Source organism: Leptospira ilyithenensis (genome assembly GCF_004771005.1).
In the GTDB taxonomy this organism is placed as follows: domain Bacteria; phylum Spirochaetota; class Leptospiria; order Leptospirales; family Leptospiraceae; genus Leptospira_A; species Leptospira_A ilyithenensis.
In genome coordinates this window covers 80625-93729 of the sequence record NZ_RQHV01000032.1, presented here as the reverse complement: position 1 = coordinate 93729, position 13105 = coordinate 80625, and the positions used below count along the sequence as shown (strand labels likewise).

Sequence of the window (13105 nt, the reverse complement as noted above, 5' to 3'; positions counted from 1 at the left end):
CCATGGCTTTATCCCGAAAACTTTGGACGGCTTCCGGTCCGGAAACTTTACTTACAAAATTTAGAATCAAAATAGAAAAAGAAGAGAGGGTCTCCCTTCCTGATTACGATTCCTTTCATCATTGGTCGATTTCTAACTTGGAATCCTTTTGGTCTCATTGGGCTAAAGAATCAGGATTTATTTTTCATAAAGAGCCCGATCATGTTTTGAAAAGGTCCGAAAAATTTTGGGAATCAAAATGGTTCGAAGGTGCCGAGCTTAATTTTGCGGAGAATCTTTTGGAAAAAGGAAAACAGGAAGATATCGCAATTCTTTACTTAGGCGAAGACGGAAAAAAGGAAACACTCACCTACTATCGGTTAAAGACAGAAGTTTTAAAACTTGCTTCTTATTTTAAAACTTTGGGTGTTTCAAAAGGTGATCGGGTTTGCGGCTTGGTTCCCAATGCGCCGGTTTCCACCATCGGGATGCTCGCTGCCACTTCTTTGGGAGCTATTTGGTCCAGCGCCTCTCCGGATTTCGGTGCAAAGGGAATTTTGGATCGGTTCGAACAGATTCAGCCTAAAGTATTGCTTGCAGTCGACGGTTATTTCTTCAAAGGAAAAAAGATTTCTATTTTGGATAAAGTAGGTGAGGTATCGGAAAAACTCGCTTCGTTTACGGATTATAAGGCGACTGTTCTTTTTCCCTTTACAAGCAGCTCATTTTTGTTAGATGGAGTAGCAAAGCCCATTCGCTACGACGATTTGCCCGAAGAAAAAAACGCAAAGCTGAAATACGAATCCATCTCCTTTCAAGATCCGGTTTATATTATGTTTTCTTCCGGTACGACAGGTCTTCCCAAATGCATCGTGCAAGGCGCAGGTGTCTTACTCAATCATACAAAAGAACTAGCTCTACATGCGAACCTGCATGCAGGAGAAAAATTATTCTATTATACAACCTGCGGTTGGATGATGTGGAATTGGTCACAAAGCATTTTGGCGTTAGGCGCCACTTTATGCCAATATGATGGAAATCCGTTCCATCCCGATTGGAAAACTCTTTGGCATTTTGCGGAGGAGGAAGGGATTCATGTTTTCGGAACCAGTGCCAAATACCTGTCTGTTATGGAACAGGATGGTGTCGAACCAATGAATGAATTTTCTTTGGCAAAACTCAGAACCATTCTTTCTACAGGCAGTCCTTTGTACCCGTCCGGATTTCGTTATGTATATTCCAAGATTAAAAAGGATGTACAACTTGCTTCCATTTCTGGAGGAACGGACTTGAACGGCTGTTTTGCGCTTGGAAATCCAGACCTTCCCGTTTTTGAAGGAGAGATTCAGTCCAGAGGACTCGGGATGGATGTAAAAGTTTTTGATGAAGACGGAAAGCCTGTGGAAAAAGAAAAAGGCGAACTTGTTTGTGAGTCTCCTTTTCCTTCGATGCCTCTCTTCTTTTGGAATGATAAGGACGGTTCGAAATACCAGGCAGCTTATTTTTCGCGGTTTGAAAATATCTGGTGCCACGGGGATTTTGCGGAGCTGACTGAAAACAAAGGAATGATCATTTACGGAAGATCCGACGCTACTTTGAATCCGGGAGGAGTTCGTATCGGAACTGCGGATATTTATTCCGTAGTAGAGACTTTTCCGGAAGTGCAGGATTCGGTGATCATCGGACAGGAATACAAGGAAGATGTACGAATTGTACTCTTTTTAAAAATGAAAGAAGGCCGGAACTTGGAAGAAGGATTGAAATCCCGCTTGAAAGATGCAATTCGTTCCGAAACTTCTCCCCGCCATGTTCCCGCTTTGATTTTGGAAGTGAAAGATATTCCTTATACTGTAAATGGTAAAAAAGTAGAAATCGCGGTAAGGCAGACTGTCCAGGGTGAAACGGTGAAAAACAGCAATGCACTCGCAAATCCCGAATCTCTTTTATATTTTAAAGATATTCCAGAATTGAGATAATAATCGTTAGTCGATTTTGATTAGAAAATAAAATTCGGAACCGACACTCATTTCCGTTTTCAGTTTGAGATCGGAATCCATCAGGTTGAGTAGGCTTTTGGAAATGGAAAGACCGAGCCCTGTTCCGCCAAACTGTTTGTAAATGGAGTAATTGGCTTGTTTGAATTCTGCAAATAAAGATTCGATTTCTTCAGCTTTGATTCCTAGCCCTGAGTCCGTTACTGAAAAACGTATCCGATCGTTTTCTTTGGAAACGGAAAGAATTACTTTTCCGGAATTGGTAAATTTAATCGCATTGGAGATCAGATTTGTTAAAACCTGATGGATACGAAGAGAATCTCCCCAAATTGATTTCGGTAGATCGTCGGTAAAGAGCACTTCCAGGTTAAGATCTTTTTGTTTTGCAATCGGTCTTTGTTCCAGAGTTATATCATCGATTAATGTTTGTAAGGAAAAGGACTCTTTTTGAATTTCAACCTTTCCCGCTTCCAGTCTGCTCTGTTCCAATATGTTTGAAACCAATGCGACGACATGTTCGGCGGATTTTTGAACCAATTTCAATTCCACCTGATTCTCGTTATTGTTTTCCTTTTCAGTCAATAATTCCAAATAGGCCAACATGGAATGAATGGGACTTCTGATTTCGTGGCTTAAATAAGCAAGTATCTCCGACTTTGATTTTGCGAGTTTTAATGCGGTATTTCTTTCCGTAGCGGTTGTAAGTGCGTATTGTTCGATCATCTTGTACTGACTGCTTGTCGCCAAAGCAAAAAACAATACTTGGATGAACTGCGAGATTTTTACAATATGAAGGGTGAGAAAAGAATTGGGTATCAGAGTGTAATTTCGCATTGTCGCAATGATGATCGAGACTATTACGACTACGATTCCCCTGCGTATCCATTTTTCGGAATAGTTTAGGTTTCTTCTTGTTAATACTATTAAAAGGAAAATAACAATGATTAGGCTAAAAAAAGGAAGAACCCTGGATATATAAGAATAAGGAACTAAAAAAGTAAGCGGAGTGATCGATCCCGCCAAAACCAAAAACGAATATACTGTATAACGATATATTTTGTTTTCTTTCATAAAAGGAAAAAAGGAATATATGAAATAAATGCCGCATACAATCGAAAGAGAACTACTGACATGATTCACGTAATTGCTAATTCCTGCTATCTCCGGATAAAAGAATTCCTGTAAGTGCCCGCTCTGCGAAGCGAGAAATACCGAAAGAGTGAATCCGAAGAAAGAATAAGTTAAGAAAGTAATGTTTCTTGAGTAAAAATAACTTAACAATTGATAGATGGAAATGAACAATATACTTCCGTAAAATAATCCGTAGGCTATTTCCGTTCGGGCAGCATTTGCGATGATGACATCTCCTCTGCAAACCTCCACAGGAAAACGGATCGAACCTTCTGACTTGACTCTTAAATAAATCCCCTTCTGATACGCTCCTTCCGTCATACGCAGGGAAAAAGGTCGGATGGGAATGATTCTATTTGTAAACGGCCTATCATCCCCCATATATCTTTCCACCCAAGTTCCTTGCTCTTCTACTTGGTAAAAATCCAGATTGTCGATCAAGGGATTGTCTATTACCAGCCAATACCTTACATTCTGATGAGTGAAATTCGGTTTCCAATAAAACCAAAAGGCGGATTTGGAATATCCTATATTATGATTTGGTCTCGTTTTTTGCCTGAAATCACCTAATTCTTGCTTGTTGATAATTTCGTCAAAACTTACATTTGCCGATTTGTCCTCCCAATATACCATTTCTTTCGAATGATCTTTGCATGGAGAATTTGTTTCAGCGAAACGGGAAAGCAAAGCCAAAGGCACGATAATAAGGAAGACAATAATTAGGATTCGTACCAGTAAATATCGCATATTGATGAGACTTTGTATAGAATCTCCGGTGAATTTGTGTTAGTCAAATTGCTTTTAAGGGACGAAGGGGTTTGTATGCAATAAATTTCGGAGCAGAAATATATGCATTCTGCCCCATCTGGGTTAAGACTGATTTTTATTAAAGGAACCTTGTTTTTTTTTCTAAATTAGCCCTTTCGTTTTTAGGAATTCATCATTATAGATTTTGGATTGGTAACGGGCACCTCCATCACATAGAATGGTCACGATCGTATGACCCGGTCCTAAGGTTTTTGCTGTCTGGTATGCCGCCGCAACATTGATCCCGACCGATCCGCCCATAAAAAGACCGTCTTTTTTGAGAAGGATGTTTAAAATCCGCAAACATTCTTTGTCGTCGATTCGAAGAGCATCGTCAACAGGCATCCCTTCCATATTCTTTGTTATGCGACCTTGTCCGATCCCTTCCGTAATCGAACTTCCTTCAATGGAAATCGTCCCGGTTTTGATAAAGGAATAAATCCCGGAACCATAAGGATCTGCTACAATACATTTGATCTTAGGATTTTTTTCTTTGAAATACAATGCAGTCCCCGAATAGGTTCCGCCGGTTCCCAAAGAGGCAATCCATACATCCAACTTTCCATCCGTTTGTTTCCAAATTTCCGGCCCGGTAGTTTCAAAGTGAGCTTTTCTGTTTGCCAAGTTGTCAAATTGATTTGCCCAAATGGCATTTGGAATTTCTTTCGCAATTCGTTCGGAAACACGTACATAGTTGTCCGGATTTGCATACGGAACTGCGGGAACCAATCTTACATCAGCACCTAATGTGCGCAAGGTTTCTATTTTTTCCTGGGATTGGGTTTCGGGAATGATGATCACTGCTTTATAACCTTTCGCATTGCAGATATGTGTGATTCCTATTCCCGTATTTCCTGCTGTACCTTCCACGACGGTTCCGCCCGGCTTTAACAATCCGTTTTTTTCCGCTTCGGCGATGATGTAATGAGCGGCTCTGTCTTTTACAGAACCTCCTGGGTTCATAAATTCCGCTTTGCCTAAAATTTCGCAACCCGTCTCGTCACTCAATGAGTTGATACGGATGAGTGGGGTATTTCCCACAGATTCAATGAAACCTTTTTTGATATCCATAGATATTAGATTGGGCTTGACTCCTCTTAGCATTACTTCAAATTTCCAGGACAATGTTGCAAGCCATTCTGAATTGGTTCCGTCCTGCCAGTCCCATCTCTCTCAAACCGATACAAGAAATCAAAGAAGCTTACCCAAGATACCGTTGGCGTATCTTGGAATCCACCTTTCTCGGTTACACTACCTTTTATCTGGTTCGTAACAATTTTTCCCCTGTTTCGAAGGAAATTGGCGAAGCGTTAAGCTATTCTAGACAAGATATTGGAGATATATTAGCGGTAACGGCAATTACATACGGACTTGGCAAATTCATTATGGGAGCCTTGTCCGATCGTTCCAATCCTGGAAAATTCATGACGGTGGGTTTGGTCCTCACCGCAATTTTGAATTTTTCTTTCGGATTTACGAATCATTATTGGGTTCATTTGGTACTCTGGGGGTTGAACGGTCTTGTACAAGGTATGGGATGGCCACCTTGCGGTCGTTCGCTTGGACATTGGTATTCCGTGAGTGAAAGGGGGAAAACATTCGCTTTTTGGAATATTGCTCATAACATAGGTGGCGGTCTTGTAGGAGTCATTGCTTCTTATTCCGCATCCTATTTCGGATGGCAGTACGCATTTTTTATTCCAGGGGTCATTGCACTTATCGGTGCAGCTTATCTTTACCTTCGTTTGGTGGATACACCTCAGTCCGTCGGCCTTCCCCCCATCGAAGAATTCAACCAAGACCATCCTCCCGAAGAAAAGAAAAACGAAGATCATGAAAAAGAGCTGAGCACGAAAGAACTGATCTTACACAATGTTCTACTCAATAAATATATCTGGTTATTTTCCATTGCGAATTTTTTCGTTTATATCATTCGCTACAGTTTGATTGATTGGGGACCAACTTACTTAAAAGAGGTGAAAGGTGCCAATCTGGAAAGCGGAGGAATTTCCACTCTTGTACTCGAGTTTGGCGGAATCGGTTCTACTTTGTTAATGGGCTGGATCTCCGACAAAGCGGGAGGAAGAAGAGGGATGGTGAGTTTGCTTTGTATCATTCCTATCTTTTTTGCATTTCTGGGAATCATCTACAATCCTCCCGGAAATATAATGATCGATTTTATTTTGTTCGGAATCATCGGATTGTTTATTTATCCCCCTGTGATGTTACTCGGAGTCGCGGGATTGGATTTCACTTCCAAAAAAGCGGTGGGAACTGCCGCAGGATTTATCGGTTTATTCGGCGCTTTGGGTAGAACGGCGCAAGGCAAGGGTCTAGGTTGGCTTGTGGATCATTATTCGTGGAACGAAGCTTTAGCGGCAATTGTAGTCGCTACCGTCTTTGCGATTCTATTGCTTTCCTTTACTTGGCGATTGAAACCAAGAGGGTGATGATAGCATAACATCGCTTTGTTTTGAAATTTGAAAAGTCGTATTCTTTTTTCATTTATCTTGCTTGTTCTTTAAAAACTCCCGAATTACATTTTCTCTTACGAATCTGCTGCTTTCCGTATTTTTTACAACCCTCTCCAAAACTTCCTTAGGCGCAATTCTGGGGTGGCCTGTTAAAAGAGGAGGTTTGGGATCATACTCTAACCAGAGTTCGATTTCCTTTGCTCTTTCTTCTCCTTCTATGATTTTTACCAAGTCCAGTGCAAAGTCGATTCCGGAAGTAATTCCTCCTCCTGTGATTCTGTTTCCATCCCAAACCACTCTATCGGGATTCGGTGTGGCGCCGAAGTAGGAGAGCAAATCCAAAGAACGCCAGTGACTGGTTGCTTGGTATCCTTGCAAAAGACCCGCGGCTCCTAAAGCCAAAGAACCTGTACAAACGGAGGTAACATAATTTGCCGAACTGCCAAGCCGTTCTAATTCTTTCAGGAAGTCGGGATTTAAAATCACTTCGTTCACCCCGTATCCGCCGGGAACAAATAAAATGTCTACGGATTCGATTTCGGATATATCGTATTCCGCTTCTATCTTTAAACTTCCGTTACAAGTGATTTTTTTTCCACCGAGGCCGATGATTTTGATTTCCCAGTCTTTGATTTTTGTAAATACCTCGTAAGGACCGACAAAATCCAAAATGGTTACTTCTTCGAATAATATCATTCCTATGATCAGTTTCATGGAATCTTGCCTCCGGTGGTCCTTTAGTAGGATGGTCGATTGTTTTATTATATCGCATAAATATTGTTAACTTTTCAACTCGTTTTTATCCTTCTCTTGAAGGATATTTTGTCCAGGTTGAATTGAAAACCTAATGATAAAAAATCATTGCCAATGAAGATTCCAATCCGCAACCATTTGATATAACAAATCTAGCCATTCAATGAAACAAAAAACAACCGCAAAAACCAATATCTACTGGAGACTTTACCAAGACGAACCGGTTTTGAAACCTTCTTTTCCCTTTCCTGTTTTATCCGATCCAAGCTTTTTATTCCCGGAAGACAGTCTCGACCACCAGTGGCATTTATTCGCGCATACTATCTTCGGAATTGTTCATTATAAATCTGAAAACGGAATCGAATGGTCAAAACCCGAACGAATTCTATCAAACGCTATGCGGCCGTTCATTTATACGGAAAATGCGACTTATTATCTTTATTATGAAAAGTACAAACCATTCTCTTTCCTGCTTTCCCTGTTGAAAGGCCGCAAATGGAAATCGAAGATTCAAGTACGAACCAGTTTGGATTTGAAAACATGGTCGGAACCTAAAACCATTCTCAGTCCTACAAAAGATTGGCAATCCGATCCGGAACGGGGAGATTCGGTCAGTAATCCTTGTTTGGTGAAAGTAGGAAACCGTTATCGTCTCTATTTTTCATCTTCCCTGGTCTATGTTCCCGACTGCGGATTTTGCAAACCATTGCATATCGGAGTTGCGGACTCTGCATCACCTTTGGGTCCTTTTGCCTTGTTCAGCAAACCGATATTATCCGCAAATACAATGGACCCTTATTCCAATCTAAGTGCAGGTTCCATCAAAGTTGTTCGTTGGAAAGATCGTTTATTCGGATTTCAGAATGGAATTTTTTGGAATCCGAAAACCAAAGAATCCGGTTCTGCGATTTTATTTTTGCAATCCGAAGACGGAATCCATTGGGATCGTATCAACGATACACCTATTCTCGGGCCTACAGGACAAGGCTGGAAGGCAAGCCATGTATCTTCCTGCGATGTAAAATTTTCAGAATCCGAAAAAGTATTTATCATCTATTTCAATGCCAGAAACAAATCCCATTGGTCTAAAGGAAAAGAGGCAATCGGACTCTTTGTAGGGAAAGTGGAAGAAGAGAGTATCTCCAAACCCGATTCTAAAAAGAATTCCAAAAAGAGAGTGATTTCCAAAAAGGCAAAATCTAAAAAGAAAAGATGAAGTTTTTCAAAGGCCACGAAAAAGATTTAGGTGATCATTTCACAGTAAAAAGACTCCTTCCTTCAATGGAAAAAAGAGCGATCGGACCTTTTGTTTTTTTAGATCACTTCGGTCCTGTGCCCGTTGTCACCGGAAAAGAATTGGTCGTTCGCGCCCATCCTCATATAGGCCTTTCTACAATTACTTTTTTATACAGCGGAGTCATTGAACATAGGGATAGTTTGGGTATATTCCAACCGATTCGTCCTTATGAAACCAATTGGATGACTGCCGGTTCCGGAATCACACATAGCGAACGTTCGGTTCTGGATGACCAGTATACATCTTTTGAAGGATTACAAACCTGGGTGGCGCTTCCTAAGGAAAAAGAAGAGATGGAGCCGGGCTTTCAACATCTTTCCCAGGAAGAAATTCCAGTCTATGAACGGAACGGTATAATATTGCGTTTATTAGGTGGTGAGTTTCTGGGATTAGTCTCGACTGCACATGTTCATTCTCCTTTATTTTATGCGGATGTTGAAGTGAAACCGGATGCCGGTAGGATTCAATGGAATGTCAAACCCAAAGAAGAAGCCGGGATTTATGTGGCCCGTGGTAAAATCAAAGTCGCAGACGCGGAGTTTGGTGTCGGAAACATGATTAGTTATGATCTGGGTGCTTCCGTGGAATTTGAAGCTTTGGAAGAAAGTCGTTTGATGTTACTCGGAGGAGAACCTCTTCCTGAAAAAAGGTATCTCTGGTGGAACTTCGTTTCTACTTCTCAGGAATTGATTGATAAGGCGAAAGAAAGTTATCAAAATGATACTTTCCCTCTCGTGTGCCGGGGGAAGTCGAAAGGATACCTCTACCGTCCTTGTAAATACTCCGACATTCCTTCCCGGAGACCTTCCGGCCATTCAACCAGACTAAGGCTCGACAATGCGGCAAACCCAAATAGAAATTCTGTCGTACAACGACGCTCTTGGTCGCAGAAAGCAGTGACGTTGACCAAGACATTTTTTTCTCTTAACCGTTTTACATTCAAAACAAATTGCAATTGGTCGCCGAGAAAGGAAGGTTTGAAGAATTTCGCAATGATCCGCATAGCAGGGATTCCTTGGTGTTCTTTGATTACAATTTTGGAAAAACCATAACCAAGATGAGCAAACCAATCTTCCACCACTTCCATGAATAGATTGAAATACTGAGGTGTGAATACAACCCCCGCAGGGTCACAGTGTTGGAACCTGACGGCTTTCATTGTTTCGTAGGTTTTCATGATTTTTGTTCTTTTGATACTAAGTCGTAGTGGTCAATTCGGTTTAGAACGACTCGATCGTTTGGCGGAATCCTTCTTTTGCACCGGTAGGTTTCCATCCTAATTGTTTTTTTGCCTTTTCCGCAGAAGGAATCGCTTGCCATTGCAAAAAATGCAATTGTCCTTTCGGTAGTAGAGGAGGGTGTCCTGTCAACCAAGCAAATCCTTCGACGATCGTAGAAAATATCTTTGCTATTGCTAATGGCATCACGTTAGGCATTTTTGGAATGGGTCTGATTTCGTTTACTAAAACGGCAAAATCTTTTAAAGAGAGATAACTTTCACTTAATATAAACCGATCACCAACTTTTCCATGTTTTGCGGCAAGTATATGTCCGATCGCACAATCTTTTGCAAAAACGACTGGGAATCCTCCGGGCAAAAGCATGGGAACCTTTCCTCGGATCAGATCTTTCATAAGTCCGTTGGGTCCGGGAGAGCTGATCGGTCCCAGTCCGTAAACACCGGACGGATGTAAAAATACAATGTCCATTCCTTCGTTTAAATATCCGACTGCGATCCGATCCGCTTCCTGTTTGGAACGTTCGTAGTAAGTTCCTTTCGGATTCGGATCCAATACGGATTCATCGTAAGTTTGGTCTTTGAATCCTTGGAATGCGTCGATCGTGCTCGTATATACAACTCGTTTTACTTTTGCATTTTTGGCCGCTTCCAATACATTCCGTGTTCCATCTACGTTTGTTTTTGTAAATAGAGAAGGATCACGAAACCACTGTTCGGGTAAACCGGCGGAGTGATATATCATGTCCTGGCCGGAAACGGCCGTTTTCAAACTTTCTTTGTCGGTAATATCACCTAACATGATTTTTACGTTCTTTGGGAATAGCTTTTCCGCTTTTTCTTTGGAGCGGGCCAATATGGAAACCGTATCGTTGCCCGATTTTAATAATTCATTTACGATGTTTGCGCCGATCATTCCGGTTGCGCCGGTTACTAAAATTTTCATATTACCAATTCACCCAATCCGTACCTGCACTCATAAACGCAACCTTCGTATCGGGTGCAACGGAAAGCCGGACTCCCATATGAAATGCGTCAGCAGTCAGAAAGAAACAATCTCCTTTTTTAAAACTAAGTCTTTCGTTCGGATAGAAGACTTCTCCTTGGATCACGTATGCGATTCCAAAACTGACGGGATCTGACAAAGGAAACAGCGAGAGAAACTGTCCTTGTGAAAACACCCATGTCTCCAATCTGAATTTATCATTGGAAGTGCACAGATAACGGAGAAAAGGCGAATGAGAAATCAAAGATAGGCCTTGTTTTTCAGAGCCGTCCGATTTTTGAAATTTCAAAACGGCAAGTGCTTTTTCCAAATGTAAGTCTCTCGGTTTGCCGTCGTCTCCGAGTCGACCATAATCATACACGCGATAGGTGGAATCGGAAGATTGTTGTACCTCAAGCAAAACCACACCTGCGCCTATGGCATGGATCGTACCCGGATTCAAAAGAAATACGTCTCCCGGTTTCACTTCCCATTTTCTTAAAACTTCTTCCGCATGATTCTTTTTTACAAGCTCGGCGTATGTTTGTTTGTCCGTGTCTTTTTCAAAACCGACTACCAATTCGGCTCCAGGTTCGGCAGCAAGAACGAGCCAACATTCTTTTTTACCCGAAGATACCGGATCGTATTTTTCCGCATAAGCATCATCCGGATGAACTTGTACGGATAGTTTTTCCCTTGCATCGATAATTTTGACAAGCAAAGGAAAGGATTGATTTGAAAAAGACGGACCTAGGACTTCTTTTGTATTTGACTGATAGATTTCTCTAAAGGATTTTGTCGGATAATTAACGTTAGATGTAATGGAGACATCCTTTCCGTAATCGGAAACTTCCCAAGACTCACCGATATTTCCTTCCGGAGTTTGTCTTCCGAAAACAGATTTTAACTTTTTTCCGCCCCAGATTTTATCCTTATAGATCGGGGTAAATTGTAGAATCGGTGGGACTGAACTCATACCTACTTACCTACTGGCCCAGCTTCAAAGGGCAAGGGGATTTTTCTTTCAATCTGCAACTTTACCCGCAAAAGTTTCTTTTTGAAATGGGTAAATGAATCCGGCCTGAACTTGGAAAGATCGAACTCGAACAATCGATTGTTTTGGAGTGTGCTCGGGGGAAATTCCACTTTCAGGTTTCTCGAACTTTTATAACTACCTGCACCGCCACATGAGGAGCAATGGGGGTCTCCTCCCATACAATCCCTACATACGATCCGAACCGTAAGAGGAATGAGTGCAATCACTCTGCGTATCGCCTCTTTTTCTTTGATATGGACCACTATATCATAATTGATACCGGTTACTTTCCTTCGATCCTTGGTACGAAAGCCTTTTCGCATTAATCCACGTTTGGCGAGATCCAGAATGCCTGTTGAAAAAGTAACCCGGGAAGGAGGTAAAACGATGGGAGCGGATAGGCTGACTTGTTTTTGTAAAAAACGGGCAGCTTGGTATTTTTTATAAATCTCGTCATATTTGGTTCTCACTTGAGAACTCAATGTCCGGTAGGCAGTGAAGATCTTGATGAAGGCTTCTTCCGAGCCTGTCAGGGGAATGTCGGGATGGAAGTATTTGGCTAACCTGCGGAAGTTCGTTCGTATTGCTTCCGCAGTCGCGCCATAAGGGAGTTCTAAGGTTTCATAATAATCAGGAAAGGGTGGATTATTTTTTTTCGTTCCACCCATGATCTAAATTACGGTTCCTGGAAATCTCCGCCGATGCTGATTTCAAGAATGGAATCTTTGACTTCTTTGGCTTCAAGAAAACCTTTGCCGCTGATATAACGGTCTATTGTTCTAAGAACATCTGTTAAGCGATTTCTGTAGGCTATTGCAAGTTGGATTCTTTCCCAGGGAGACTGGATTTTTTCCAATTCGTAAACGCTTGTGCTATCGTCTGCGTTTGTTACAGTTCGAATGGACAAAGTCAAACCTTTGATTCCTCCACCGGAAGCGGAGTTTTTAAGATCACGGTAGATCGTAAGAGGTTCTTTTCCTTTTGAGATAAGCGATTTTCTTGACCAGAAACTGATTTCATCCAGTGCAAATCCGCCGCCTTCTGCGCCGCCGCCGCCTTTCAGTTTCATTACATATCGACTGTGCTGAACATAACTTGGTTCATAAGGCAATTTGATTTCACGAGCGGAACTTACTTGTCCGTAACGGGAATCTTTAATTTTTTTCTCAAAGTTAAGAAATTTTAACTTCTCATTGATTTGTCCATGGATTTCATCCACTTCTTTTGCAATAGAATCAATGCGCTGTTGCTGTTTAACGTTATAAGGAATCAGTCCGATGCTTCCATCCGGATTTAACCTTGTTCTATCTGACTGGTTAATTTCCTTTTTTGCATCATCAGCGGCAAAAATTGCAACTGAACCTAGTAATAAAATGATTAATGCGAATCGAATGTGCATACGAACTCCCGAA

11 protein-coding genes and 1 pseudogene are annotated in these 13105 nt (G+C 41.5%); 4 read left to right on the top strand and 8 right to left on the bottom strand.

Going from position 1 to position 13105, the window contains the following annotated elements; translation table 11 throughout:
* Window positions 1-2 precede the first annotated feature (2 nt).
* Complete coding sequence (locus EHS11_RS04660) at window positions 3-1955, top strand: acetoacetate--CoA ligase (protein ID WP_135763275.1); 1953 nt, start codon at window positions 3-5, stop codon at window positions 1953-1955.
* Between the two features lie 6 nt (window positions 1956-1961).
* On the opposite strand, the gene EHS11_RS04655 is transcribed toward EHS11_RS04660, so the two are convergent.
* Window positions 1962-3737: a sensor histidine kinase gene (locus EHS11_RS04655; RefSeq protein WP_167884352.1), complete on the bottom strand. Its 1776-nt coding sequence runs from the start codon at window positions 3735-3737 to the stop codon at window positions 1962-1964.
* Between the two features lie 276 nt (window positions 3738-4013).
* Window positions 4014-4982, bottom strand: a complete 969-nt coding sequence (locus EHS11_RS04650) for a cysteine synthase A (protein WP_167884351.1) — start codon at window positions 4980-4982, stop codon at window positions 4014-4016.
* Window positions 4983-5035: 53 nt separating this feature from the next.
* Between EHS11_RS04650 and EHS11_RS04645 the strand changes: the two genes are divergently transcribed.
* On the top strand, window positions 5036-6361 hold the full coding sequence (locus EHS11_RS04645) for an MFS transporter (protein ID WP_135763243.1): 1326 nt from the start codon (window positions 5036-5038) through the stop codon (window positions 6359-6361).
* A gap of 51 nt (window positions 6362-6412) precedes the next feature.
* Here the strand turns inward: EHS11_RS04645 and EHS11_RS04640 are convergent, their stop codons facing one another.
* A complete protein-coding gene (locus EHS11_RS04640; protein ID WP_135763242.1) occupies window positions 6413-7099 on the bottom strand; it encodes a DJ-1/PfpI family protein in 687 nt (228 codons plus the stop codon).
* Between the two features lie 202 nt (window positions 7100-7301).
* Between EHS11_RS04640 and EHS11_RS04635 the strand changes: the two genes are divergently transcribed.
* A complete protein-coding gene (locus EHS11_RS04635) occupies window positions 7302-8354 on the top strand; it encodes a glycoside hydrolase family protein (protein ID WP_135763241.1) in 1053 nt (350 codons plus the stop codon).
* Window positions 8351-9213, top strand: a pseudogene (locus EHS11_RS04630) (pirin family protein). Before EHS11_RS04635 ends, EHS11_RS04630 begins: the two are co-directional and overlap by 4 nt.
* On the opposite strand, the gene EHS11_RS04625 reads toward EHS11_RS04630, so the two are convergent.
* The 5 genes from EHS11_RS04625 to EHS11_RS04605 form a co-directional block, all read right to left on the bottom strand.
* Window positions 9199-9594, bottom strand: coding sequence for an acyl-CoA thioesterase (locus EHS11_RS04625; protein WP_246047600.1), 396 nt, complete (start codon window positions 9592-9594; stop codon window positions 9199-9201). The pseudogene EHS11_RS04630 and the gene EHS11_RS04625 overlap by 15 nt on opposite strands.
* Window positions 9595-9655: 61 nt before the next feature.
* Entirely contained in the window at window positions 9656-10618 is a 963-nt protein-coding gene (locus tag EHS11_RS04620) for an NAD-dependent epimerase/dehydratase family protein (RefSeq protein WP_135763239.1), read from the bottom strand.
* A gap of 1 nt (window position 10619) precedes the next feature.
* Window positions 10620-11633, bottom strand: a complete 1014-nt coding sequence (locus EHS11_RS04615) for a type I phosphomannose isomerase catalytic subunit (RefSeq protein WP_135763238.1) — start codon at window positions 11631-11633, stop codon at window positions 10620-10622.
* Between the two features lie 2 nt (window positions 11634-11635).
* Window positions 11636-12361, bottom strand: a complete 726-nt coding sequence (locus tag EHS11_RS04610; protein ID WP_135763237.1) for a J domain-containing protein — start codon at window positions 12359-12361, stop codon at window positions 11636-11638.
* Window positions 12362-12369: 8 nt separating this feature from the next.
* Window positions 12370-13092: an LIC_12936 family protein gene (locus tag EHS11_RS04605; protein ID WP_135763236.1), complete on the bottom strand. Its 723-nt coding sequence runs from the start codon at window positions 13090-13092 to the stop codon at window positions 12370-12372.
* Window positions 13093-13105 lie beyond the last annotated feature (13 nt).